The sequence below is a fragment of the Marinobacter sp. M3C genome (assembly GCF_023311895.1).
GTDB lineage: Bacteria > Pseudomonadota > Gammaproteobacteria > Pseudomonadales > Oleiphilaceae > Marinobacter.
Window position 1 is genome coordinate 1,165,086 of record NZ_CP092284.1, and the last position, 25,575, is coordinate 1,190,660.

Sequence of the window (25,575 nt, forward strand, 5' to 3'; positions counted from 1 at the left end):
AAGAGCATTTCGACCACTGCACACGAACGCCAAAACAAAAAAAGCCCCCGAAGGGGCAACAAGCGGTTAAATAAGTCTGTCGCGACTTTCACCGCCATGGGGCGTTTTACCCCATGGTTTTCCGAACAGCATGAACGATGTCAGAAAATGACTCAGGGCGAGATTCGGCGTTCACCTGCACACCAAGGCGCCGGCTGAGTTCGTCAGCAGACAAGAGCCCGCGAACAACGTTACCTTCTTCACCGGCAACCGTTTCTGTTACCAGAAGGTAGTCCGAACGCAGCTCTCTGAAAATGGACAGTAAGTCATCAACGGTCTGGCTTTGCAGCTTACTGAAACCAATCGTTGGCAGGCTCCAAACCGGTCGCATAACATCCTGTGCCACCAGGTCAGCAATGGAACTTCTACGCTGGCTGGCGAGGCTCATGGGTAAGGACCCGATCAAATCCTTCATGTGCAGCATTCCGATCACATCATCCTTTCGGTTAATAACCACGCACATGGTTTCTCTGGAAAGCTCCAGCTTTTTCCCGATCGCGTGGATATCCTCTGATGAGCGGACGGTTAGCGGGTTCTGCCGGTTAAAGTCTTTCAACAATTCTGTTGCGAGATCGTCGTGGGCAAGTGTATTTTGCGCCCGGGACGCAAGCCGATAGCGGTCACTGACCGGTTGATCAGCCATAAAATGCAATTGATTGCTCATGGTGTTTCCTCTTTGCTAAAGCTCATTTTGTCAGACACAACTTGCTCGAATATAGGCAAGTAAAATCCTGCATTCGCAAATGTCTAAAGCAGTGAGGGCGGCGCCTGTGACTGGCCGGGGTAACTGAGAAGTCGTGCAGGAGGCCTTTCAAAAGCCAACAGGTACAGGGCATGGGAAGTGAGTGCCAGAGACGGAAAGCCGATAGTGGGAGGCTGTGGTATCGCATCCCCAGGAGAAGATGCTCCCTCGGTTGATTCCGCCGTTCCCTGCCAGTCGCCCAGCGTAATGTTGGTTGCGGCCGGTTTGCCCTGTTCTGGAAGGGCAACGGATACCAATGTCCAGACAACAAAAATCAATCCAAGCAATGCTACAAAATTGCCTGTTAAACTGATTTTTTGTTCGGGGCGACTGGTCATCATTTCACCGTTAACTGCTTAACCAACGTCTGGGTTAATGTCTATAATAACGCCAACTAAGGATAACAATAAAAGCTGGCTAATGGAAAAGCACGCAATCTATCAAGCCGACATTGACACCCACTGCTTTCGGATTCTCAACCCGTTTCGCGGCGCCTCATCCGGACGGGGTCTGCGGTGCTGGGAACAGCATTAGCCAAAAGACACTCGGCTGGACTAATCAGCACCTCTTTTTTTAAAAAACTAGCCTTAAAGTAGCAGACGGCTGGCTCTGAGGTCGCATTGAGCCAAAACCTAAATCCAATAATATAGGGTGTACGACCAAAAAAATAATAGGAGTCACCCATGATCGGGCGCATCACGCTCCTTTTTATTTTCTTCTTTGCCAGTTTTTCCGTGACTCAGGCCGAACTCTCTGAAGACAAAAAGGCGCTGATACAGGAACTGTTTCCGTCGGCAACGGTTATTGAAGATAAGTTAGCAGACTTTCCGGTGTATCCCGTTTACCAGCTGCAAGAACTGCTGGGCTATGCCTACAAGTCGACTGATTTAAGCCCGCTTCAGGGATTCGCCGGACAACCCATCAGCATGCTGGTTGGCATGGACACCCGTGGCCGCTTTACCGGCGTAAAAGTATTGAATCATCACGAACCGGTGTTTTTGCACGGCCTGGGAGAAGAACCGCTGTTCGACTTTGTTAATCAATACAAAGGGCAGTCACTACGGGAACAGATCATTATAAACACATCCAATACCGGCCGGCCGGGGCGAACCAGTGACGGAAATACGGTGTATTTTGACGGTGTCAGCAAAGCCACTGTTTCCGTTCTTATTATCAATGACACCTTAATTTCATCGGCTTTAAAAGTGGCCCGCAACAAACTGGCGGGTTTTGTGCAGACCGCACAAACACGGGCAAAACCAGACTTTTTTGAAAGGCTCAGCTGGCAACAGCTGCTCAAGCGGGGCTACATTGGCTATTGGAAGCTAAGCCGTGATGCCATTGAATCTGAGTTCGGCCACCCACTTACGGACTATCCCCAGGGTTTTGAAGGGACTGACGACAGCCCCTTCACCGAACTGTTCTTCGGCTATATCAACGCCCCTATGGTAGGCCGCAACCTGTTGGGAGACCAAGGCTATCAAAAGCTAATGGCTTATATAGCCCCGGGCGCGCAAGTAATGCTGGTGCTGTCCGGCGGAGCCTTTCCCCACGTATCCGAAAGCTTTATACCCGGCAGCAATCCAGAGCGGCTTAGCCTGAGTCAGAATGGGCTGGCCGTGGAAATGCGCGACTTGAACCTATCCGGCCAGGGCCTGGAGCTGCAGGCCGCCGGCATGCCCGATCTGGCAGCCCACAATTTCTTCCGCATAGGCGGAAGCGCTGGCTTTAGTCCCGGTGCCGATGTCACGTTGAATTTTCACATCGAACTTGCCCGTAACCATCTGGTGCGAGATAGCACCATTATGGACGTGCCTGTTCGCTTCAACGTGGATTTGTTTGAAACGGTAGAACCTGGTCCGTCGTTTATGGATGAACGCGAGCCTATATGGATTGGTCTTTGGAAGCAGCGCTGGTGGCAAATCGCCATTTTGCTAACAGCTCTCACGGTATTGACGGTTTTTTTTGCCCGCCAAAAAACACTAAGCCGCCACCCAAAACTGGTACACCGGTTTCGCTGGGGGTTTCTGTTTTTTACCCTTTTTTACATTGGCTTTTTCGCTCAGGGCCAGCTGTCGGTGGTTAATATCTACACGCTTTTTCTGGCGATCTGGGATGGTTTTTCTCTCAATGTGTTTTTACTCGACCCCGTTATTTTCATTCTATGGGTGTATACCTTTATCAGCCTGTTCATCTGGGGCCGCGGCCTGTTTTGTGGTTGGTTGTGCCCGTTTGGCGCACTTCAGGAGATGGCCGCCTGGCTGGGCGCAAAGCTTCGCCTGCGCCAGATCAAAGTGCCAGAGCGATGGCATCGTCGCCTGATTCTTATCAAGTACCCGATTCTGATCGGCTTGGTGGGCACGGCTTTTTACTCTCTTACGCTGACGGAAAAGCTGGTCGAAGTGGAACCCTTTAAAACCAGCATCACCCTGCTTTTTGTACGTCACTGGTCGTTTGTGCTTTACGCCGTCGGATTGCTGGTGATCGGGATGTTTATCAACAAGTTTTATTGCCGCTACCTGTGCCCACTGGGCGCCGGATTGGCGATCATCGGCCGGCTAAGGCTGTTCAGCTGGCTGGACCGGGTGGAGTTGTGTGGCACCCCTTGCCAGCATTGCAAGAACGCCTGCGGCATTAACGCCATTCGCAAAGACGGAAGAATTGATTACGACGAATGCATTCAATGCCTGGAATGCGTGGTGATACTCAACGACGACGAACAGTGCGTAGACAAGCGCCTGCAGAATAAAAAAAGCCAGCGCCAGGCCAACATACTGGCCACCGACGCTGGCAATCCTTAACAAGCCGGGGAGGCCTGAATGCTATGAGTAATTTTCACAGCCTTGTGATGATCTACGGGTACAGCTCACACTACGCCCGTGTCAAAAACGCATCTGTGGTAATGACCTCAGCGTAAGCAAATGCCAAGCCGGCCATAAACGCTGCGTGCACATGCTCCGCCGGCACCTTAACGCCGTTGAACTCGGCTTCCCGCGTGGCACAGGCATCGTGTAAAACAACGTTGGCGTAGCCCAGGTCGCCAGCCGCACGGGTAATAGCGTCGATGCAAATATGGCTCATCGCACCCGCAATCACCAAATTGGTAATCTGCTCGCGCTGCAGCAAAGCTTGCAGTTCGGTGCCTTTGAAGCTGTTTACTTCGTGCTTCAGAACCTGAAATTCACCGTCTGCCGGTGCCAGGCTGGCGCGAATGTTGGCGCCGTCAGTGCCCGGCACAAAAAACGGAGCGTCACTGGAGGCAAATTCATGGCGAACGTGAATCACCGGTTGCTGGCGTTCGCGGAAATCAGCGAGCACCTTTGCAACGTTTTCAGCAGCCGCTTCAACGCCGTTCAGCGTCCACTTGCCATCAGGAAAGTAGTCATTTTGCATATCGACGATAATCAGGGCGGTCTTGGTCATGTGTCTCTCCAGTTAGATTGATACTGCTTATACTAACGTGCCCTGTTAGCCTACGCGGGTGGCAATACTGACAATAAAAAGGCAAAAACTGACATGTTGCAAACCGTCAATGTCGCAATCCTGGTTGTGCCCGGTACCGCACTTTCAGCCGTTTACGGGCTGATAGACCTGTTTCAAAGTGCCAACCGCATTCTTGGTGAATTTCAAAGCACCCCTGACGTTACCTTCAGCGTCACCCGTTGGCAGTTGGATCAGGAGCACGTTATTTCGACGGATCCCGGGGCCGCGCGCCCTACCCTGGTCATTGTTCCGCCAATACTCGACGGCCAAGCTTATCTTGATCCGCAACCTGTCATCAGCGCCCAACTGGCTACTTGGCATAAGCAAGGCGTGGTGATCAGTTCGGCCTGCGCGGGTGCTTTTTTTCTGGCGCAAGCCGGCCTGCTGGAAGGGCGTCGCGCCACCACACACTGGCAGTTAGAAAGCGCTTTTCGCTGTGCATACCCAACCATCGAGTTGGACACCGATGCATTGCTTTTAACAGATCCAGACGTCGTGACCGCCGGCGGAGTAATGTCCTGGATGGACCTTGGGCTGCACCTGATCGGGCGCTATGTGCCACCAACGGTGGTGCAGGCATTGGGCCGTTTTTTACTGGTTGATACCGGCGCGCGCCAGCAAAGCTACTACCGCAGCTTCATACCTGTATTGGACCACAACGACCGGGCCATCCTTCACGTGCAACATCATATTCACCGAGCCTATGACCAGCCACTAAATATTGCGCAAATGGCGGCGATGGCAACGCTTACAGAGCGAACGTTCATCCGTCGTTTTATAAAAGCCACACGGCTGCGACCGGCGGAATACCTGCAGCAGCAACGGGTTCATAAAGCACGGGAAAAACTGGAAAACACCGCAACAACCATCGAGCGGATAGCCTGGCAAGTTGGCTATGAGGATATCAGTGCGTTTCGCCGAATGTTTCAGAAACAGACCGGGCTGACACCCAGCCAGTACAGAGAACGCTTCGCTCGCAGCCAAAAAGAAAATTCAGGCGGTAAACAAAAAAACCCAGACCGGTAACTTGCGGGTCTGGGTTTTTCAGGCAATAAATCTGTCTTACATACTCATTACCGACCAGCGATTAACCACTGACTGCTATCGCCGTCGCTTCACGCTTGCTCGCCAGCCAATTAGCAGAGATAACAAACACCATCACCACCACACCGGCAATTTCGGTCATCAGACTGGGGTAAAACACACCAAAAATTCCCGCAGTAATAGCCAGACGAGGCAGCCACGACATCCTGGTAAACAGATACCCTTCCAAGGCTGCCGCAAAGGCACCCAATGCAAGAATGGCAATGATTGCGTTCCAAGCCACCAACAGTACGGGGCCACCCATGATGATTTCTGGATTAAAAACCATAAACAGCGGAATCAAGTAAAGCCCCTTGGCAAACTTCCACGCCTGGAAGCTCGTTTCCATCGGTTTACTGCCTGCAATTGCCGCCCCGGCAAATCCTGCCAAGGCGATTGGCGGCGTTACATTGGAGTCTTGGGAGTACCAGAAGACCACCAAATGCGCGACCAGCAGTGGCACACCGAACTCAGCCGTCAATGCAGGCCCCACAAGCACAATCAATACGATATAGCTGGCCGTTACAGGCAGCCCCATGCCAAGAACCAAGCTGGCCAACAACACCATCACCAAGGCTAAAACAAGGTTGCCGCCAGAAAAGGCCAGCATCATGGCGGAGAATTTCAGGCCTAAACCGGTCAGGCCAACCACCCCGACGATAATCCCGGCCACCGCGCAAGCCATAGACACTGCCACCGCATTGCGCGCACCTAGCTCTAAGCCTTCTATAAGCTTGGCCAAGCCAGCACGCATAATATCTTTGACGGCTATAACGGTCACCGGTTGCCCCTGCCGGGGCGCCAGCACAAAAAACCACACTGAGTAGCGCAACACGGCTACCGCCACTATTGTCACCACAGCGTAAAAACCCACCCGCATCGGCGACATACTCATCGCCAGCAGCCAAACCAGCATCGCCAGCGGAAGCAGGAAGTGCCAGCCATCCCTCATTACCTGACGCATCTGCGGCAGTTCTTCTTTGGGCAGCCCTTGCATACCCTGTTTAAGGGCAATGATGTGCACAAACAGATAAACCGTGGCGAAATACATAATCGCGGGCAGGATACTAACCTTAACGATCTCCAAGTACGGCGTATTGGTGTACTCAGCAATCAAAAAGGCACCTGCGCCCATCAACGGTGGCATAATCTGCCCGCCGGTAGAGGCTGCGGCTTCGATACCACCTGCCTGTTTGGCCGAATAACCCAGCCGCTTCATTAGCGGAATGGTAAAGGCGCCCGTGGTGACCACATTGGCAATAGCACTACCGGAAATAGACCCCATGCCAGCCGAGGCTAGCACCGCCGCCTTGGCGGGCCCACCGCGCTGGCGACCGGTGGCTGCATAGGCCATATCAATAAAGAATTTACCGGCACCGGTGCATTCCAGGAAGGCTCCAAACAGTACAAAAATAAAGATATAGGTCGCCGCCACGCCCAGCGGCAAGCCAAAGATGCCCTCTTGCCCAAGATAGAGCTGCCCGGCAACACGATCAATGTTATAGCCCCGGTGTTCCAGAATACCCGGCATCCATTGGCCCAACCACGGCAGCTCGCCTCGCGGGCCGGCAAACGCGTATACAATTGCCAACAGGCCAATGACGGTCATACCGAAACCCACCGCACGGCGACTGGCTTCCAACACAGTCACTGTGGCAATACAGCCGACCAGAATATCGGTGCTGTTCCAAAAACCTGCACGGCTAAAAATCTCGTCCAGATTGAGTACTAAATAGCCGCCCGTCAGTACGGCACCGGCTAAAAATATCGCGTCCAAGCCCCATCCCATCACCCCGCGTTTGCGGGTTGGGCCAAAAGCTGGAAACATTAAAAACGCCAGCACCATAATGAGCGCCAGGTGAATGCTGCGCTGATAAAAAAGCCCTAAGGGCTGAAGACCCGCGGCATAGAGTTGAAACAGGGAAAGACCCACCGCCACCAAAGTAATGGCCCACAACACCGTGCGGGGTTGAATCACATTTTCCCTCGGCATTGTGGTCGGCGGTTGTTTGGATTCGTTCATGAAGTCCTCGTCAGACGTTGTCTGGCTTACTTATAATTCACGCTAGGCGATGCCGGTTTGACAAGTTGAACAGTCACGCGTTGCCCCGAAGCATGGTCGCTCAGACTCACTTCCCGACGTTGACCGTCTACCTGCCATACCACACGGTGATTCACCGCATCAGCGCCCACACGCAAAACGTATCGGTTATTGACCACTGGTTCGTCAATTTCATTGATCCAGTAGCCGCCTTCTCCGTCAGAGACTTGCTCACCCCGCCCTACCGTATGGCCTAAACCCGCCGCAAAATCGGGCTGATGACTTCGCTCTAACTGCATCACACCGGCAACGTTTCGATAACAGTCCAGCACGGCGAATTTTTTCACCGAGTGGTTCCACTCAATGCACCAGCGCTTTCCTGGTAGAACAGCGATATCGACCAGCATTTCGCCTTGCTCAGTAACAACTTGAAGGCGGTCAGACGAAATCGCCGGAGCGGGAGATGCCCCGGCTCCGACAAGAGGCAAACACATCAGCAACAAAGCCGTTCCGAAATGCTTGGCGAACGCAAAGCGTGACAGAACAGTGCTGCATTGCCTTTGCATAGCTAGTTCACCATTCACAGTTAAGGGCGCAGACGATCCGGGATAACAGCGCCTACTTCTTCGAAGTAACGAAGCGCACCCGGGTGCAGAGGCACCGGTGTGGAGTCCATAGTAAATTTCACGGTGGTGTCGTTCGCCGCGGGGTGAACGGCAATCAGCTCATCCGTATTTTCAAACAGCAATCGCGTCAACTGATAGGCTAACTCTTCGTCCATATCCGCATTAACAACGAGCACATTGGGAATGCCGATGGTCTGAACCGCTTCATCCATACCGTCATACATGCCTGCTGCCAGCTCATACGGAGCAAAAACCGCCACTTCTTTCTGTGCATTGGCGACTTCTTCACCGGAGAGGCTAATCAGGCGGATATCGCGTGTTGCGGCAAGGTTAAGAATGGAGCTGGTCGGCGGGCCGACACTCCAGAAACCGGCGTCGATATCGCCATCACGAATCGCATCCGCGGTTTCATTGAAATTAAGACGCTGCGGCGCGAAATCGTCGTAGCTAATGCCATTCGCTTCCAGTAATGCCCGCACATTGAGCTCTGTGCCGCTGCCCGGTGCGCCCACTGACACCCTCTTACCTGCCAGATCCGCAATCGACTTAATATCCGATTCCGCCAGAGTCACCAACTGCACGGCATTGGGGTAAACCGAAGCCAGCGCGCGAATATTTTTGATCTGGCGATCTTCAAAGTTATCAGTGCCGGTGTACGCTTGATAGACCGTGTCTGCCAGTGCAAGCGCAAGATCCGCATCACCGCGCATAATCAGACCCATATTTTCAACCGACGCGCCGGTGACTTCAGCCGTCGCCTTGGCGCCTTCAATATGATTATTGATCATTTCGGCGAAACCACCGCCGATAGGATAGTAAACGCCGCCGGTGCCGCCGGTAGCGATCGAGAGTTGTTGTGCGCTCAAGGGTAGCGCAACAGCCAGCATGGATACCGCAACTGCATATTTCAGAATTCGCATGAACGTTTCCTCCGCCCTATTGGACTTATAATTATGATTGACGATAAAGGAGGTGTTAAATCCCCAGCTTCTGTTTGCCATTAACAGGTAAGTAGAAGCAACGATGGAGAAACTATCACGTCTTGGGTGTTGGTGTCTTGTAACAAAAGATCGCTCTATCATTTCATTCAAAAGAGAAGGAAATCATGATCACGATGGCTTGGGCCACGACACCTTGTGACCCAAGTTTATGGCCACTACACTGTGATAAAACAGGGCAAGCCTGGGAGGGCGCCCAACCAAGCAATTAAAGGACTCTGTGATGAAACTTGCGTTTACCCTGCCCCTGCTCATCGGTTCACTAACGGTGCTATCCGGATGCAGCACCGCCGATACCAAGGCTAACGCACACCAAGCCGCAGCCGCCGAAAGCAGCCAAACGTTAGTTCAACTTGGCCCCCGGCCTTACTATCTGATCAACGACATGGATGCCGGCGAACTAAAGAACACGCTGCAGGCTTGTGAATCAAAGCTGTTGGCACCGTCGGACTTCTCCATCGCCCACCGCGGCGCGCCTTTACAGTTTCCTGAACATACCCGCGAATCCTATATAGCAGCCGCCAGAATGGGGGCAGGTGTCATCGAGTGCGACGTCGCCTTTACCAAGGACCGGGAATTGGTCTGCCGTCACGCCCAGAATGATTTGCACACCACCACCAACATCGTGGCCGTGCCGGAGTTGAACGCCAAATGCACCCAGCCCTTTGTGCCCGCCGATCCGGCCACCGGCACACAGGCCCAAGCCGAATGCCGCACCAGCGACATTACACTGGCTGAATTCAAATCACTCAGGGGCAAAATGGATGCATTTGACCCTGAGGCCACCACACCCGAAGCGTATCTTGGCGGCACAGCCGATTGGCGTACGGATCTGTATTCAACTCGGGGCACCCTGTTGAGCCATCGCGAAAGTATCGAACTGTTCAAGGAGCTTGGCGTTAAGTTCACTCCGGAACTGAAAACACCGGTGGTTGATATGCCTTTTAGGGGGGGCTATTCACAACGAGATTATGCCCGCCAGATGATCAATGAATACATCAAGGCCGGAGTCAGCCCCAAAGACGTTTGGCCACAGTCCTTCCTGCTGGATGACGTTATCTTCTGGGTCAATCAGATGCCCGAATTTGGTCACCAAGCCGTATTTCTGGATGAGAAACCGAACGAGCCAAATAACGTATCAATGGCGTACATGGAAGATTTAGCCCAACAGGGAGTTCCCATTCTGGCACCCGCACTTTGGAAAATGCTGACTTTAGATGACAACCAACAGATCGTACCGTCCGAGTACGCAATCAATGCCAAAGCTGCAGGCCTTGATCTGATTGCCTGGTCAGTGGAGCGCAGCGGGCCGCTCAATAATGGCGGTGGCTGGTATCATCAAAGCATCACCGATGCCATTAACAATGATGGTGACACCTTCACAGTGATTGATGTGCTGGCTCAGGATGTGGGTGTAATCGGGATTTTCTCGGATTGGCCTGCAACTACAACCTACTACGCCAACTGTATGGGGCTTTAAGCGCGGCTCGCACACCAAAAGCACAAACAAAAAAGCCAGATCAGTGAATCACTGATCTGGCTTTTTTCTAATATATGGTAGCGGGAGCAGGATTCGAACCTACGACCTTCGGGTTATGAGCCCGACGAGCTACCAGACTGCTCCATCCCGCATCAAACTGGTATTGGTGAAGCGCTTTTCAAACTCGCCTCAATCAATGTGCGCGTATACTAATGCCCGGCTAGAGACTTGTCAACGCCTTGTACAAACAAATCTTCTTGAGCATCGGGGTTAAAGTCGCCGACGGTGTCTAGTGCTTCTCTGACCGGGCGAAACGAGCGTCGGTGCTGGGGTGTGGCGCCCAATCGCGCCAACGCTTCCATGTGAACTGCAGTTGGGTAGCCTTTGTGTTGCGCCAGACCGTAGCCCGGGTATTGTTTGTCTAGCGACTGTAATTCTCGGTCGCGGGTTACTTTCGCCAGAATGGATGCGGCGCTGATAGCGGCTATTCGCATATCGCCTTTCACCACAGCCGCAGCGGGCCAGCGCCAATCAGGGCAGCGATTACCATCTACCAACACATACTCAGGTTGGGGGCTCAGCCCCTCAACGGCGCGGGTCATGGCCACCATGGTGGCCTGGAAGATGTTCAAGCGATCAATCTCTTCGGCTTCGCAACGCCCAAGGCTCCAGGCAGTGGCTTTTTCGATGATTTCGTCAAACAGTTGGTTGCGCTTTTTTTCGCTGAGTTTTTTCGAATCGGCCAGGCCTTTTATGGGCCGGGCCGGGTCCAGTATCACCGCGGCGGTAACGACCGCGCCGATCAAGGGGCCACGCCCTACTTCGTCAACGCCGGCCAGAAGTTCGCCCTGGTAATCACACACAAACGGCGGAAAGGGGGTTTTAATGGCCATAATCAGACGCCCCTGCACTTTCAAGTTTCAAGCAATCGCGCCTTGTGGTCATAGCGTTCTTCCAGCAGGGTCGCAATGGCCGTGGCCGCTTTCTCGTCAGCGTTCTGCTGCAGGGTCAGATGCAGCTCGGTGAAGGCTTCAATCAGCTGTTCGCGCTTTGAGGTGTCTTCAAGCTGGCTGAGTACAGCGGCGCCCAACGCTTCCGGCGTAGCGGCGTCTTGCAGGAGTTCGGGCACCAGTTCCTGGCGCGCGAGTAAGTTTGGTAAGGCAATGTGGGGTATCTGCACCATGCGCGACAGTATTCTGTAGCTGAAATCACTAAGCCGGTAGCCCACCACCATGGGCTTTTTCAGCAGCATGGCTTCCAGGGTAGCGGTGCCAGAGGCCAGTAATACTGCGTCTGAGGCCGCCATAACTTCTCGAGAGCGGCCTTTTACAATGGTCACTGGCAAGCTAATTTCCAACGCTTCAGTAATGCCACGAATCTGCTTCTCGCGCTCGCGATTGGCGCAAGGGATTACCAGTTGCAAATCGGGAACACGCCGCTGCAACCAGCGCGCAGCTTCTAGAAAGAGCGTGCCCAGGCGCTCGACTTCTCCCCCCCGGCTTCCTGGCAAGATGGCCAGAACGGGCTTATCAAGTTCCAACCCCAAATCGGCTCTCGCCTGCACAGTGTCTGGCCGCATAGGTATGCGATCCGCCAGTGGGTGACCTACAAAGGCCACGGAAATGTTGTGCTGGTGATAGATATCGGTTTCGAACGGAAACAGAGTCAGCATTAAGTCAACGGATTTGGCAATCTTGAAGATGCGCTTTTTACGCCAGGCCCACACCGATGGGCTGACGTAATGCACCGTGGGTATGCCGGCCTCGCGGCAGCAGCGCTCTACTGCCAAAGTGAAATCTGGGGAATCGATACCGATCACCACCGCAGGGGGCGTGGTCAGGAAGAAATCCAGCAGGCGGCGGCGAATGCGCACCAACTCACCAATACGACCCAGCACTTCCACCAGACCCATAACGCTCAAACGCTCCATGGGCACCAAGGACTGGAAGCCTTCGGCCATCATTTCTTCGCCGCCGATACCGGCAAAGCGGGCGTTTGGGTAGCGTTTGCGAAGGGACCGTATCAGTCCTGCACCGAGGATATCACCAGAAGCTTCACCGGCGATGATGCCAAAGGTGATGCAGGATTCGGGGTTTTGCAATGTCAGCCTACCCGTTTAGCGAATGATGCCGCGATCGGCTCGGCGCAGCGATTCAATCAACAGTGTAATGTCTGGCAGGTCAGCAAAGTCGGCTTCCAGCGTTTTGATGGCTTGCTCGGTGGTCAGCCCCTGGCGGTAAATCACCTTATAGGCTCTACGCAGACTGACCAGAATGTCTTTACCAAAACCGCGGCGCTTCAGGCCTTCCACATTCATGCCGTGGGGCTGCGCAGACTGGCCGCTGGCCATAACGTAAGCGGGTATGTCTTTCAGCACGATACTGCCGCCAGCCGCCATGCTGTGAGCGCCAATGTGGCAGAATTGATGCACCATGGTACCGCCACCCAGTATGGCGTAGTCGTCCAGGGTTACATGGCCCGCCAGAGTAGTGCAGTTGGCCAAAATGATGTTATCGCCCAGCACGCAGTCGTGGGCGACATGCACGTAAGCCATCAGCAGATTACCGTCGCCGATGCGGGTTTCGCCCCGGTCTTGCACGGTGCCGCGATGCACGGTGCAGTTTTCACGAATGGTGTTGTTGTCGCCGATCACCAGGCGGGTAGGCTCACCAGCGTACTTTTTATCCTGGCATTCTTCGCCAACGCTGGAAAACTGAAAAATTCGATTATTGCGACCAATAACAGTTGGCCCTTTGATGACCACGTGGGACATGATTTCGGTGCCTTCACCGATTTCAACACCCGGGCCTATGTAACTCCAGGGCCCAACGGTCACGTTATCTGCCAGTTTGGCTGAGGCATCAACAATAGCCTGGGGGTGCACTCCGGACCAGTCACGTGCCGCCATCAAACTTCTCGCTCCGCAGTCATGATTTCCGCCACGCAAACCACTTCGTTATTCACTAAGGCACGGCAATCAAACTTCCAGATGCCGCGCTTGGTCGACACAACGGTAGATTCCATATACAACTGATCACCCGGCAGTACCGGGCGCTTGAAGCGCACTTTATTAGCACTTGCCAGGTACTGCACAAAGCCATCTGCGGGTTTGCGGCCTACGGTATAAAAACCCAAAATACCGGACAACTGGGCCATGGCTTCTATAATCAACACGCCCGGCATAATCGGATTGTCAGGAAAGTGGCCTTCAAAATACTGCTCGTTGAACGAGATATTTTTGTAGCCCTTGATGGACTTGCCGCTTTCAATGTCAGTTACCCGATCCACCAGCAAAAACGGGTAGCGGTGCGGCAAGTATTCAAGAATTTCGTTAATGTACATCATGTTGATCGGCCTCAGCCCTCTGATTTCTTTTCCAATTCTTTTAGCCGTCTGGCCATGGCGTCCAACTGACGGAAACGCACCGCGTTTTTGCGCCATTGCCGGTTCGTTTCTGCGCTGGTTCCAGACGAATAAACGCCAGGTTCGCTGATGTCGCCGGTTACCAGTGTCATACCCGTGAGCTGCACACCATCGCTGATGGTCAGGTGCCCGGCCACTCCGGCCGCACCGCCAAAAACGCAGTGGCTGCCAATACGGGTACTTCCGGAAATACCCACTTTAGCGGCCATCGCGCTGTGATCGCCTATGTGTACGTTATGGGCGATCTGAATCAGGTTATCAAGTTTGACGCCGTCACCAATCACCGTATCTTCCAGCGCGCCGCGGTCAATAGTGGTATTAGCGCCCACTTCTACATCATTGCCCAGAACAACCCGGCCAATCTGTGCGATGCGGTGCCAAACACCCCGTTCATTGGCAAAACCGAAGCCGTCCGAACCAATAACCGCGCCGCTGAGAATGTGGCAACGCTGCCCTATGACCACGTCGTGCGCCAAGGTCACCCGGGGTCGCAGAAGGCTGTCGCGCCCAATACGGGTGCGCGCGCCAATCACGCAGCCGTGACCGACAACCACGCCTTCGCCAATGTCTACATCGGCTTCAATGACCACCTGAGCGCCGACGCTGGCCCCAACCCCTATGCTGGCGGAGGGGTCAATCACCGCGCTAGGATGAACGCCAGCGGGGGCTTTTGGCGTGGTGTCAAACCAGTGGCTCAAATGGGCATAGCCCAGATAGGGATTATCCATCACTAGCGCGCTGCAGGTGGCCAGCGCAACAAATTCAGGCGAAACAATAATGGCACCAGCTTGGCTGGTGGCAACGTGTTTACCGTATGACGGATTCGCCAGAAAGCTGATTTGCTCCGGGCCTGCGCACTGCAAGGTGGCCAGACCGGTGATGCGCTGTTGCGGGTCGCCCCTGAGGTCTGCTCCCAGCTCGCGGGCGATATCACCCAGCAGATAAGACGGTGCTTTCATCGCAGGTCTCCTGGCACTACGCCGTTAAAAAAAGGGTTCATAACAACCCGACTTAACGGTTCAGTTTCTCCAGGAGCTGCTCGGTCAGATTCAAATCAGGCTTCACGTAAACCACGGCTTCGCTCGGTAAAATCAAATCTAGGTCGTTTTCGTCCAGCAGTTCTTTTACCGCGACATCCACCTGCGGGCGAGCCGCTTCAAGGAACGCCTGCTTGCGCTGTGACACGGTGGTGTCCAGGCGTTGCTTCATGGCATTGAACTGTTGCACGGTCTGTTGGAATTCGCCGGCCAGCTTCTCCCGCTCACTGTCGTTCATCATGGCGCCGTCTTTTTGCAGGCGATCCTGCATTGCCCGCGCCTTTTCCTGCGTTTCACGAACCTCTACTTCGTCGCCGGCAAAGTCCTGTTGCAATTTTTCGCTGAAGGTTTTTGCGCTGTTCGACGCAAACAAGGCTTGGCGCAGGTCTACCACTCCAATACGGGTATCGGCCATGGCAGGAAACGACAGTGCCATTACGGCCGCAGCCACAATCAAGGTTATGCGGGACATCGATTTTCTCCTTGTTTCATTTTTATGATTAATCTCGTTTGAAAACACGCTAGAACGTCTGGCCCAACGAGAACTGGAATACTTGAGTATCGTCGCCGGGCTTGTCATTCAACGGCTTAGCCAGGCTGAACGCCAGAGGGCCCACCGCGGTAATCCATTGGAAGCCAATGCCGGCGGAGAAACGTACGTCTCCGAGATTCGGACTAAAATCACGATCTGTATCAAATACCTGGCCGCCATCGAGGAATATCGAAGTGCGCATTGAGCGAGTATCGCCAGCAAAAGGCGTTGGCAATATCAGCTCCACGCCCGCTTCTGTGAGCAGGTTACCACCGAAAGGATCGGGATCGGAACGGTCCAACGGATTGCTATTCTGCGCGCGGCGACCCAGAGAGTTGGCTCGAAAGCCACGAACTGAGCCAAAACCGCCGGAATAGTAATGCTCATAAAACGGCATCACGGTACGATCACCGTAACCATCACCGTAGCCAATTTCGGTGCGGGTTCGCAGAACCCAGCGCTCGGAGTCGGTCAACGGGAAGTAGAAGTCGGTTTTGTGCCCAACCTTGTAGAAGGTCAGATCACTGCCCGGCACCGCGACGTCTAGCGACAACGATTGACTATAGCCATCCGAAGGAAGAATGCCGCGGTTCAGGGTACTCTGTCGCCAACTGCCGAACAGGAAAAAGTTATTGAAGGCATCACCCTCTTCGTTAATAAAATCTCTCACTTCCTGAGCGCTGAAGATGCCCTCTTTCACTTTTGACAGGGTGTAACCGGCGCCGAAATTCAAGCGCGTGATGTTATCAATGGGATAGCCGAAAGTGACGCGCGTACCGTACTCGTCCAACAGATAGGATGAGATATCTTCTTCTTCGTAGTCCGTTTTACGGGCAAACACACTGAAACCGCGGCTAACACCGTCAACGGTGTAGTACGGATCGAGATAAGACACGTTGGCACTCTTAACAGAGTCGCTAAAATTGACCCCAAACGATACCCGTTTGCCGGTTCCGAAAAAGTTATTTTCAGACACGCTGGCGCCAAGGATAACGCCGGAATCCTGAGAGAAACCAACAGAGGCAGACAGACTACCGGTGGGCTGCTCTTCAACGCTATAGTTTACGTCTACCAAATCATCTGTGCCTGGCACCGGCACGGTTTCCACATTCACGCCTTTAAAAAAGCCTAGGCGCTCAAGTTGGACTTTGGAGTATTCAATCCGGTCAGAGGACGCAATGCCGCCTTCCATCTGGGTCATTTCCTGGCGCAATACATCGTCGCGAGTGGACACGTTGCCCGAGAAGTTCACCCGACGCACGTAGGCGCGTTTGCCCGGCTCAACAAAGAAGGTTACCGCCGCGGTACCGTCTTCGGACGTTTCAGGGACCGCGTTTACATCAGCAAACGCGTAACCTTCCCGACCCAGACGGAATGACAAACTTTCGGAAATAGCGGTCATCTGGGCACGCGAGAACACATCACCCACTTTTACCGGGATCAGATCGAGCAATTCCTGCTCCGGCACAATAAGGTTGCCGCGCAGACGAATGTCAGACAGCGTGTACTGCCGGCCTTCATTTAGCGCGATGACAATGAATACTTTTTGCTTGTCTGGCGATATGGACACCTGGCTGGATTCTACGTTGAAATCCAGGAAACCACGGTCTAGATAAAAGGACCGAAGGGTTTCCAAGTCGCCACTCAAACGTTCACGGGCGTACTTGTCAGAGTTAGTGATGGAGTTCCACCAGCCGGTGCTTTGCAGCTCAAGCAGGTCTTTTAACTCGTCATCGCTATATTCCTGGTTACCAACCAGGTTAATGTGATGAATCGCGGCAACACTGCCCTCGTTGATATCCAGAATGATATCAACGCGGTTGCTGGGTAGCTCATTGGCCGTGGCTTTAACACGGGCATTATACCGGCCTTGGCCAATGTACGAGCGCAGAATCTCCAGCTCTAGCCGTTCAAGTGTTGCACGGCGGAATACTTGGCCTTCTTCGAGGCCGGCTCCCGAAAGCGCGTCCTTAAGAATATCAGTTTCGATATTCTTGTTGCCGTCAATGTTGATAGAGCTGATCGACGGGCGTTCGCGGACGGTCACAATCAGTGCACCGGAATCACGGCTGGCCTGGATGTCGGTAAACAGGCCTGTACGGAACAGCGACTTTATAGCCTCTGCCAGCTCGGCGCCGTCAACCTGTTCGCCAATATTGATCGGAAAGGAACCAAAAACCGTACCTGCAGATACGCGCTGAAGGCCTTCAACTTCAATGTCAGATATTGTGAATGTGTCCGCAAGCGCGGGCTTCATACCGAGTGTGGCCACTGTCAGGCCAACGGCTAAACCTAGAAGAGTAAGTCTCATTCAAATATTTCGCCTGGTTAGTGCGCTAAGGGGCCGCAATTCTCACAACCGCATAAGGTCGTTGTAAAGAGCAAACACCATTAAAGTCAGTATCAAAGCCATACCAATTCGTAATCCAACGGCCTGCACCTGCTCAGACACCGGCTTACGGCGGATCGCCTCAATCGTGTAGTACAAAATATGACCACCATCAAGTACCGGTACCGGTAGCAAATTCAGCACGCCAAGGCTAACACTCAGGTAAGCCAGGAACCGCACAAAGTCTTCAAATCCCGAACTGACGCTAGCTTCGGCCACTCGAGCAATAGTAATTGGCCCGCTCAGATTGCTTGGCGACAATAAGCCAGTCAGCATTTTCTTGATGGCCACCAGCGTTAAGCGCGTATCTGCCCAGGTTTCTTCAACCGCGATCGGAAACGCTGCCAACGGGCCATAACTGATGTCGCGAAGACTGCCTTCCGGCCATTCCGGCACCTGCACCCCGGCTCCAATCAGGCCAATAATTTCACCCGTCTCTGTTGTGCTCTCTGCCGGAACAATACTCAGCTCGCGCTCGGCGCCTTCGCGCTCAAAACGCAGCACCAAGTTTTGCTCAGGCGATGTGCGAATGTGCTCAACCAACGCGAACCAATCTGCAACCGGCTCGCCGTCGACCGCGGTTATGCGATCACCCGGTTGAAGGCCGGCAGCGCTGGCACGGCCGTCTGCAGAGATTACCCCCAACACCGGCGGTATAGCAGGACGATTGGGCACAATCCCAAATTCGCCGAGCGGGTCGGGAGTATTAGTGCTCAAACTCCATCCACCCAACTCGCCCTGTAATAGGCCCTGGCCGCCGGTTACCGCGAAGCTCACTGTACCATGTTCGCCAGCACGCTCCAGCAGGCGCATGTTAACGCTGCGCCAAGAGCTAACATCGTGACCGTCAACTTTCGTCAACTCCATACCCGGCGTAAGGCCTACCCGCTCGGCCACCGAGCCCGGTGTGACCGAACCAACAATAGGCGCAACCGTGGTCACGCCGACAACCGCCAGAAGCCAGTAAGCAGCGATGGCAAATATAAAGTTGGCCGCGGGACCGGCAGCCGCTATGGCAATACGCTGATATGGCGACTTCGAGGTAAAAGCCTGATCGATCTGCTCTGGCGGCACCGGCCCTTCGCGGGCATCCAACATTTTCACGTAGCCACCCAATGGAATCGCAGCTACGGCAAACTCGGTGCCATGGCGGTCATACCAAGACCACAAAGGTTTACCAAAACCCACCGAAAAACGCAGAACTTTTACGCCAAAACGGCGGGCTACCCAGAAATGCCCGTATTCATGAATGGTCACCAGAATACCCAGCGTTAGCGCCAGCGAAAGAATCGTCTCAATGATCTGCATAGCGCCTCTCGGAATAATAGCTATCGTAAAAATCCGACTCTGATTTCAGCATGCCAGCTCTGCCACTCGGGCGCTGGCGTACTGTCGCGCTTCAGAATCTTTGCTGAAAATTATGTCAAAGCTGTCGGCCGGAACCGCAGCAACGGCGGATAGGGTTTGGCCAATGATAACGGGGATGTCAGTAAAGCGAACCCTGCCCTGTAAAAAAGCTTCTACCGCGATTTCGTTAGCGGCGTTAAGCACTGCCGGTGCGGTACCGCCTGTTTTAAAGGCTTCTGCGGCCAGCCGCAAACACGGGAAACGCTCGATGTCAGGGCGTTCAAAGTGAAATCGGCCAATCGCAAACAGGTCCAACGGTGCTACGCCAGCTTCGATACGCTCTGGCCATGCCAGGCCGTTGGCAATTGGCGTGCGCATGTCCGGGCTACCCATCTGCGCCAGCACAGAGCCGTCAGCGTATTCCACCATAGAGTGGATGATACTCTCCGGATGAACGTGCACTTCAATTTTTTCCGGCGAAATGTTGAACAGCCAACAGGCTTCGATCAGCTCCAGCCCCTTATTCATCAGGGTGGCAGAATCGACAGAAATTTTTCGGCCCATGGACCAGTTGGGGTGGGCGCATGCCTGATCGGGCGTTACCAGTGCCATGTCTGATGCTGGCATTTCACGGAAAGGCCCGCCCGAAGCGGTCAGCAAAATACGGGTAATACCCGCGGCATCGGGCTGGCGAATACGATCTGCCGGCATGCATTGGAATATGGCATTATGCTCGGAGTCAATGGGTAGCAATTCCGCGCCTGACTCGTCCACAGCATCCATAAACAGGCGCCCGGACATCACTAGCGCTTCTTTGTTGGCCAGTAAAACCCGCTTGCCAGCGCGCACCGCGGCCAGAGTTGACGGCAAACCCGCTGCACCCACAATGGCCGCCATCACCGTATCAACGTCCGGGCTTGTCGCCGCCTCACTCAGGCCAGCTTCCCCGGTCAGCACTCGAATGTGCGGCAAGTCAGACAAGGCCTCGCGCAGTTTTTCAGCCGCAGGCCCATCAGCCATTACGGCAACGGCCGGTTCAAACTCACGGCACAAAATCGCCATTGCCTCAACGCTTGAGCAAGCTGTCAGAGCGTATACTGAAAAGCGCTGTGGGTGACGACGCACGACATCCAGCGTACTTAAACCGATAGAGCCGGTGGCCCCGAGCACTGATAGATGGCGGCGTTGCATCAAGATAAGAGTCCAACATTAAGCCAACCAAGTTGAATAACAAACACGGTAAATATCGGTATGGCCGCAGTCAGACTGTCTATGCGGTCCATAATGCCGCCGTGCCCGGGAAGTAACCGACTGCTGTCTTTAATGCCGCGAAAGCGCTTAAGCATACTTTCGAACAAGTCGCCCAGCACCGACACCGCAGCGGTAACGATGGAAATAACAATTAGAGCAAGCGACTGCCCAGCCCCGGCATCCAGTGTTTGGCTAACCACCCATGCAAAAACCGCAACCGCCGCCAAACCACCCCATACTCCGGCCCAGGATTTACCCGGACTGACCCGCGGCGCTAACTTGGCATTGCCAAATTTTCGGCCAGAAAAATACGCACCAATATCGGCTACCCACACCAGCGTAAACACATACAGAATTAACAACAGGTTATTGTCGGTCAGCCCAAATTTGAACTCACCGCTGCGCAAATAATTCAAGCCAACCCAGGCCGGCACCAACACCAGCAGACCCATGGCCGCCCGTGCCGGAACCGAACCCCAATGCGCAGAACCTTTGGGGTAGTAAGCCACCAGGCCAAAACCGGCCAGCCACCAGAACAACGCTAACCAGAGCACACCTTGCGCCGTTATTGTGTATAAAGCCGCCAATACCAGCAATACGGCGGCGCTGTAGCCAACACGTGCGGGCTGCGCTGTCAGCCCCGCCATATTGGCCCACTCCCAGGCACCCAGGGCAATCAGCGCGGCGGTAAAAATTGCAAAACCCACAGGTGGTAGGAAGAAAACGCCACCTATAGCAATGGGCGCCAGAATCAACGCAGTTATTATTCGGGTTTTAAGCACAGTGAACCTGCTCTTGTTGTGTTATCAGAGCGACGATCGGGCCGCGACCTGGTCATCCGTCTGGCCAAAACGTCTTTGCCTTGCGGCGTAGGCGGCCAGCGCTTCCTGCATCTGCGGTTGCTTGAAGTCCGGCCAGAACACCGGCGAGAAATAGAACTCGGTATACGCCAGGTGCCATAACATAAAATTGCTGATGCGCTGTTCGCCGGCGGTGCGAATCATCAAGTCTGGCATGGGCAAATCACCTAGGCTCAAGTGGCTTTGAATCAGGTCTTCGGTGATATCCGATGGCAGCAATTGGCCACTAGCGACTTTTCCGGCAATTTTACGGGTGGCTTCCGTGATGTCCCATTGGCCACCGTAATTGGCGGCAATTACCAGCGTCATCGCTGTATTGTCAGCGGTGAGTGTTTCGGCTTTCGCCATCAAGTCCTGTAACAGGGGGCTAAAAGCCGAACGATCACCGATAAGACGCAGGCAAATATTGTTGCGATGCAGTTTGCGCACTTCGCGTTCCAGCGCAAACACAAACAGTTTCATCAATGCGGAGACTTCGTCTTGAGGGCGGCGCCAGTTTTCACTGGAAAACGCAAACAGGGTAACAACCTTGACACCCTCGCGGGCACAGGTTTCCACCACGGCGCGGACGGCGTCCACACCAGCCTTGTGACCGGCCACACCCTTAAGACGCCGGGCCTTGGCCCAACGATTGTTACCGTCCATGATAACGGCAACATGTTTCGGCCGGCTTGGTGCCGATTCCGGAATTGCTGCGGAAACAGTTGCGGTCATAACATCCCCTGTGCGGCCGCCGCGCCTTATGGCAGCAGTGAGTGTTGTATCCTCAAAATGCCGGCGTCAAACCGCCATCAAATCCTCTTCTTTGGCTTTCAGTAACTTTTCCACTTCCGCAATAAAGCGGTCGGTCAGCTTTTGCACTTCTTCTTCGCCGCGGCGCTCGTCGTCTTCGCTGATGTCTTTGTCTTTCAGCAGCTCTTTTAACGTGCTATTGGCATCGCGACGGGCGTTGCGCAATGAAACCCGGCCGTGTTCGGCGTCAGCTCGAGCCTGCTTGACCATGTGTTTACGGGTCTCTTCGGTAAGCATCGGCATGGGCAACCGAATAAGGTCACCGCTGGTAGACGGATTAAGCCCCAGGTCAGAGGTCATGATGGCCTTTTCAATTTGCGGGACCAGGTTTTTTTCCCAAGGTGACACCGTCAATGTTCGGCTGTCTTCCACATTCACCGAGGCTACCTGCCTCAACGGCGTTTCCTGGCCGTAGTAATTCACCATCACGCTGTCCAGAATGGAAGGATGCGCGCGGCCGGTTCGGATTTTGTTAAACGCTGACGTCAGAGCTTCAATGCTCTTGGTCATTTTGGTTTCAGCTTCCGTTTTGATCTCGTTAATCACTTGCCAATCCTCGATTTGTTCGTAAAACCGGACCCTGCCGGATTATTCAATCAACTATACAATCGATCAGTCAATCGACTATTCAATCGGTTATTCAATAAGAGTACCTACTTTTTCGCCTGTCACGATGCGGGTCAGAACCCCGGGGCTATTCATATCAAATACCCGCAGCGGCATGCCGTGGTCGCGGGCCAGGCAGATGGCCGTCAAGTCCATCACACCCAGTTTTTTATCCAATACTTCGTCATAAGTCAGGGAGTCGTATTTTACCGCTGTGCTGTCCAGGTAGGGGTCGGCTGAATACACGCCATCTACCTTGGTGCCCTTCAGTACCGCATCGGCTTCGATTTCAATACCGCGCAGGCAGGCCGCGGAATCGGTGGTAAAAAAGGGGTTGCCGGTACCCGCACAGAAAATAACCACGTCGCCGTCTTTCAGATCGCGCACGGCGCTGCGGCGATCGTAATGCTCCACAATACCACTCATGGGGATCGCAGACATAACACGGGTGCGGATGTTGGAACGTTCCAGGGCGTCACGCATGGCGAGGCCGTTCATTACGGTGGCCAGCATGCCCATATGGTCGCCGCTAACGCGGTCCATACCGGCCGCGCTCAGTGCTTCGCCGCGGAACAGGTTACCGCCACCAATCACCAGGCCAACCTGCACACCAATACCAATCAGCGCACCAATTTCCAGCGCCATGCGGTCCAGAACCTTGGGGTCGATACCAAAGCCAAGATCACCCATCAGGGCCTCACCGCTGAGCTTTAGCAGGATACGCTTGTATCTGGGCTGAGTTTTGGACGTTGTCGACATGAGGATCCCCTTTCTGGTCTATTGACTGCAGCGCAAAGCGGCGGCGCAATGCGGCAGGCTTGTATTTGACATAACCCTCGACAAAAAAGGGACATCTCAGATACAAGCCCGCCACGAGAGCCGGAAAACCGGCTAACGTGGCAGACTTGAACGAAGCCGTCGATCAATCAGGCAGCTTCCGAAGCTGAAATCAGCCTTTGTTGATACCGGATGCAGCAGCAACCTCGGCAGCAAAGTCGACTTCTTCCCGCTCGATGCCTTCGCCTACTTCAACGCGAAGGAAACCAACCAGCTCGCCACCGGCCGCTGCAACCAGCTGGCCCACGGTTTGCTCCGGGTTTTTAACGAACGGCTGTTCGATCAGGCTGTTTTCAGCCAAGTATTTCTTGATGCGACCGCCCATCATTTTTTCAACGATTTCAGCCGGCTTGCCTGCCATATCCGGCTGCGCCTTGATGATCGCCTTTTCTTGCTCCAGCTCTTCAGCCGGCATATCTTCAGGCTTGGCGATGCGCGGGTTTACCGCAGCAACGTGCATAGCGATATCACGGGCCAGCTCTGCGTCACCTGCGGTCAAAGCAACCACGGCAGCAATCTTGTTGGTGCTGTGAACGTAACCGCCCACAACCGCGCCTTCAATGCGCACAATGCGGCGTACGCTGATGTTCTCGCCGATTTTCTGGACCAGCGCTTCACGCTTGGCTTCCAGATCGCCCGCCATCAATACGGCAACATCGGTTTCGTTCTTTTTGAACGCAACGTCTAGCACGTCGTTGGCGAAATTGATGAAATTATCATCACGGGCAACAAAGTCGGTTTCGGAGTTCACTTCTAAAATCAGGCCCACGGTGTGGTCGTCTGAAATCTTGATCAGTGAAACGCCTTCAGCGGCGGTACGGCCGGCTTTTTTAGCAGCCTTCAGGCCAGATGATTTGCGCAGCTCTTCAATCGCGGCGTCCACACTGCCTTCCGATTCAACCAAAGCTTTTTTGCATTCCATCATGCCAAGGCCGGTGCGCTCACGCAGCTCTTTGACCATTGCAGCGGTAATAGCAGCCATGTTGGGTCCTCTTAAAATTTCCGAATTCGGTAGGAAAGCCTGCCCAGAATTTGTCCGGGCAGGCTTTGAATCTCAGAGCAAATCAAGCGTTGCTCTCAAGCCTTGTTCTCAAGCTCTACTCTGCAGCAGGCGCTGCGCTTGGGGCTTCTTCGCCAACTTCAACAAACTCGTCTGCGCCAACGTTGACCGATTCCAGGCAGGTGTCAGCAACCGCTTTCACGTAAATCTGGATAGCACGGATGGCGTCATCGTTACCCGGGATTACGTAATCAACACCGTCAGGGTTGCTGTTGGTGTCAACCACGCCAATAACAGGAATACCCAGCTTGTTGGCTTCTTTAATAGCGATACGCTCGTGGTCAACGTCTATCACGAACAAGGCATCAGGCAGGCCGCCCATGTCCTTGATACCACCAATGGAACGCTCAAGCTTGTCCATTTCGCGGGTGCGCTCAAGCGCTTCTTTCTTCGTCAGCTTGTCAAAAGTACCGTCTTTGCTCTGCGCTTGCAGTTCACGGTAGCGGTGAATCGACTGACGAATGGTTTTGTAGTTGGTCAGCATGCCGCCTAACCAGCGGTGGTTCACAAAAGGTTGACCTGAACGCTCTGCTTCTTCTTTAATGATCTTCGCAGCGGCGCGCTTGGTACCTACGAACAGAATCTTGTTCTTGTTCTCGGTCAGCTGAGCAACGAATTTAAGAGCATCGTTCATAGCCGGAACGGTCTGTTCCAGGTTGATGATGTGAATCTTGTTACGGGCGCCGAAGATGTACTTCGACATTTTTGGATTCCAGTAGCGAGTCTGGTGTCCAAAGTGAGCACCTGCTTTAAGCAGGTCACGCATATGTACTTGAGCCATTATAGTTACCTTGTAACTTCGGGTTAGACCTCCACGAATCCGATTGCACCAACCTATATGCGGTTTTTAACAACCGCAGGCACCCTGGAGCAACGTGTCGACCCGTGTGTGAATTTGCTGGATTCGTTTCCAGCGGGCGCGTTTATACCATATTTATGCCGCGCAATG

At 53.9% G+C, this 25,575-nt stretch carries 24 protein-coding genes and 1 tRNA gene; 3 read left to right on the plus strand and 22 right to left on the minus strand.

From position 1 onward, the window contains the following. Window positions 1–106: 106 nt before the first annotated feature. Window positions 107–703, minus strand: coding sequence for a CBS domain-containing protein (locus MIH18_RS05280; protein WP_249014095.1), 597 nt, complete (start codon window positions 701–703; stop codon window positions 107–109). Window positions 704–786: 83 nt separating this feature from the next. Continuing rightward, window positions 787–1,122, minus strand: coding sequence for a hypothetical protein (locus tag MIH18_RS05285; RefSeq protein ID WP_249008257.1), 336 nt, complete (start codon window positions 1,120–1,122; stop codon window positions 787–789). 342 nt (window positions 1,123–1,464) lie between these two features. On the opposite strand from MIH18_RS05285, the gene MIH18_RS05290 reads away from it, so the two are divergent. Further along, entirely contained in the window at window positions 1,465–3,582 is a 2,118-nt protein-coding gene (locus MIH18_RS05290) for a NosR/NirI family protein (RefSeq protein ID WP_249014096.1), read from the plus strand. Window positions 3,583–3,652: 70 nt separating this feature from the next. Here the strand turns inward: MIH18_RS05290 and MIH18_RS05295 are convergent, their stop codons facing one another. Beyond that, window positions 3,653–4,204 (minus strand): cysteine hydrolase family protein, encoded by a 552-nt coding sequence (locus MIH18_RS05295; protein WP_249014097.1) that lies wholly within the window; start codon window positions 4,202–4,204, stop codon window positions 3,653–3,655. 93 nt (window positions 4,205–4,297) lie between these two features. On the opposite strand from MIH18_RS05295, the gene MIH18_RS05300 reads away from it, so the two are divergent. Further along, entirely contained in the window at window positions 4,298–5,290 is a 993-nt protein-coding gene (locus tag MIH18_RS05300; RefSeq protein ID WP_249014098.1) for a helix-turn-helix domain-containing protein, read from the plus strand. A gap of 61 nt (window positions 5,291–5,351) precedes the next feature. Here the strand turns inward: MIH18_RS05300 and MIH18_RS05305 are convergent, their stop codons facing one another. Genes MIH18_RS05305 through MIH18_RS05315 form a run of 3 tightly spaced genes read right to left on the minus strand, consistent with a single transcriptional unit; the run spans window position 5,352 to window position 8,934 of the window. Further along, on the minus strand, window positions 5,352–7,370 hold the full coding sequence (locus MIH18_RS05305) for a TRAP transporter permease (protein WP_249008253.1): 2,019 nt from the start codon (window positions 7,368–7,370) through the stop codon (window positions 5,352–5,354). Between the two features lie 26 nt (window positions 7,371–7,396). Beyond that, window positions 7,397–7,954, minus strand: coding sequence for a DUF1850 domain-containing protein (locus MIH18_RS05310; protein ID WP_249014099.1), 558 nt, complete (start codon window positions 7,952–7,954; stop codon window positions 7,397–7,399). A gap of 20 nt (window positions 7,955–7,974) precedes the next feature. Then, complete coding sequence (locus MIH18_RS05315) at window positions 7,975–8,934, minus strand: TAXI family TRAP transporter solute-binding subunit (RefSeq protein WP_249008251.1); 960 nt, start codon at window positions 8,932–8,934, stop codon at window positions 7,975–7,977. 301 nt (window positions 8,935–9,235) lie between these two features. Here MIH18_RS05315 and MIH18_RS05320 point away from each other — a divergent pair, with 301 nt between their 5' ends. Next, window positions 9,236–10,492 carry a glycerophosphodiester phosphodiesterase family protein gene (locus MIH18_RS05320; protein WP_249014100.1) on the plus strand — a complete coding sequence of 419 codons (1,257 nt, stop codon included), beginning with the start codon at window positions 9,236–9,238 and terminating at the stop codon, window positions 10,490–10,492. A 75-nt stretch (window positions 10,493–10,567) separates the two neighbouring features. Here MIH18_RS05320 and MIH18_RS05325 read toward each other — a convergent pair. The 16 genes from MIH18_RS05325 to rpsB all read right to left on the minus strand — a co-directional run bounded on the left by MIH18_RS05325 (window position 10,568) and on the right by rpsB (window position 25,407). Further along, window positions 10,568–10,644 (minus strand) — tRNA-Met (locus tag MIH18_RS05325). A gap of 57 nt (window positions 10,645–10,701) precedes the next feature. Further along, on the minus strand, window positions 10,702–11,385 hold the full coding sequence (gene rnhB, locus MIH18_RS05330) for a ribonuclease HII (RefSeq protein ID WP_249008249.1): 684 nt from the start codon (window positions 11,383–11,385) through the stop codon (window positions 10,702–10,704). 20 nt (window positions 11,386–11,405) lie between these two features. Then, window positions 11,406–12,593 carry a lipid-A-disaccharide synthase gene (gene lpxB, locus MIH18_RS05335; RefSeq protein WP_249014101.1) on the minus strand — a complete coding sequence of 396 codons (1,188 nt, stop codon included), beginning with the start codon at window positions 12,591–12,593 and terminating at the stop codon, window positions 11,406–11,408. Between the two features lie 15 nt (window positions 12,594–12,608). Beyond that, window positions 12,609–13,400 carry an acyl-ACP--UDP-N-acetylglucosamine O-acyltransferase gene (lpxA, locus tag MIH18_RS05340; RefSeq protein ID WP_249008247.1) on the minus strand — a complete coding sequence of 264 codons (792 nt, stop codon included), beginning with the start codon at window positions 13,398–13,400 and terminating at the stop codon, window positions 12,609–12,611. Next, entirely contained in the window at window positions 13,400–13,837 is a 438-nt protein-coding gene (gene fabZ, locus MIH18_RS05345) for a 3-hydroxyacyl-ACP dehydratase FabZ (RefSeq protein ID WP_249008246.1), read from the minus strand. Before fabZ ends, lpxA begins: the two co-directional genes overlap by 1 nt. 11 nt (window positions 13,838–13,848) lie before the next feature. After that, complete coding sequence (gene lpxD, locus MIH18_RS05350) at window positions 13,849–14,874, minus strand: UDP-3-O-(3-hydroxymyristoyl)glucosamine N-acyltransferase (RefSeq protein WP_249008245.1); 1,026 nt, start codon at window positions 14,872–14,874, stop codon at window positions 13,849–13,851. Between the two features lie 52 nt (window positions 14,875–14,926). Further along, window positions 14,927–15,424: an OmpH family outer membrane protein gene (locus tag MIH18_RS05355; protein WP_249008244.1), complete on the minus strand. Its 498-nt coding sequence runs from the start codon at window positions 15,422–15,424 to the stop codon at window positions 14,927–14,929. Between the two features lie 49 nt (window positions 15,425–15,473). Beyond that, the gene (bamA, locus tag MIH18_RS05360) at window positions 15,474–17,795 is read right to left on the minus strand and encodes an outer membrane protein assembly factor BamA (protein ID WP_249008243.1); all 2,322 of its coding nucleotides are present in this window, start codon (window positions 17,793–17,795) and stop codon (window positions 15,474–15,476) included. A 42-nt stretch (window positions 17,796–17,837) separates the two neighbouring features. Next, complete coding sequence (gene rseP, locus MIH18_RS05365; protein WP_249008242.1) at window positions 17,838–19,181, minus strand: RIP metalloprotease RseP; 1,344 nt, start codon at window positions 19,179–19,181, stop codon at window positions 17,838–17,840. A gap of 45 nt (window positions 19,182–19,226) precedes the next feature. Then, window positions 19,227–20,414 (minus strand): 1-deoxy-D-xylulose-5-phosphate reductoisomerase, encoded by a 1,188-nt coding sequence (ispC, locus tag MIH18_RS05370; protein ID WP_249014102.1) that lies wholly within the window; start codon window positions 20,412–20,414, stop codon window positions 19,227–19,229. Beyond that, window positions 20,411–21,253 carry a phosphatidate cytidylyltransferase gene (locus MIH18_RS05375; protein WP_249008240.1) on the minus strand — a complete coding sequence of 281 codons (843 nt, stop codon included), beginning with the start codon at window positions 21,251–21,253 and terminating at the stop codon, window positions 20,411–20,413. Before MIH18_RS05375 ends, ispC begins: the two co-directional genes overlap by 4 nt. Window positions 21,254–21,277: 24 nt before the next feature. Beyond that, window positions 21,278–22,045: a polyprenyl diphosphate synthase gene (gene uppS, locus MIH18_RS05380; RefSeq protein WP_249008239.1), complete on the minus strand. Its 768-nt coding sequence runs from the start codon at window positions 22,043–22,045 to the stop codon at window positions 21,278–21,280. Window positions 22,046–22,111: 66 nt separating this feature from the next. Next, a complete protein-coding gene (gene frr, locus MIH18_RS05385) occupies window positions 22,112–22,669 on the minus strand; it encodes a ribosome recycling factor (protein WP_249008238.1) in 558 nt (185 codons plus the stop codon). A gap of 90 nt (window positions 22,670–22,759) precedes the next feature. Then, window positions 22,760–23,488, minus strand: coding sequence for a UMP kinase (gene pyrH / locus MIH18_RS05390; protein ID WP_098417886.1), 729 nt, complete (start codon window positions 23,486–23,488; stop codon window positions 22,760–22,762). 190 nt (window positions 23,489–23,678) lie between these two features. After that, window positions 23,679–24,548: a translation elongation factor Ts gene (tsf, locus tag MIH18_RS05395; RefSeq protein ID WP_249008236.1), complete on the minus strand. Its 870-nt coding sequence runs from the start codon at window positions 24,546–24,548 to the stop codon at window positions 23,679–23,681. Between the two features lie 115 nt (window positions 24,549–24,663). Further along, window positions 24,664–25,407 carry a 30S ribosomal protein S2 gene (rpsB, locus tag MIH18_RS05400; RefSeq protein ID WP_249014103.1) on the minus strand — a complete coding sequence of 248 codons (744 nt, stop codon included), beginning with the start codon at window positions 25,405–25,407 and terminating at the stop codon, window positions 24,664–24,666. Window positions 25,408–25,575: the final 168 nt, after the last annotated feature.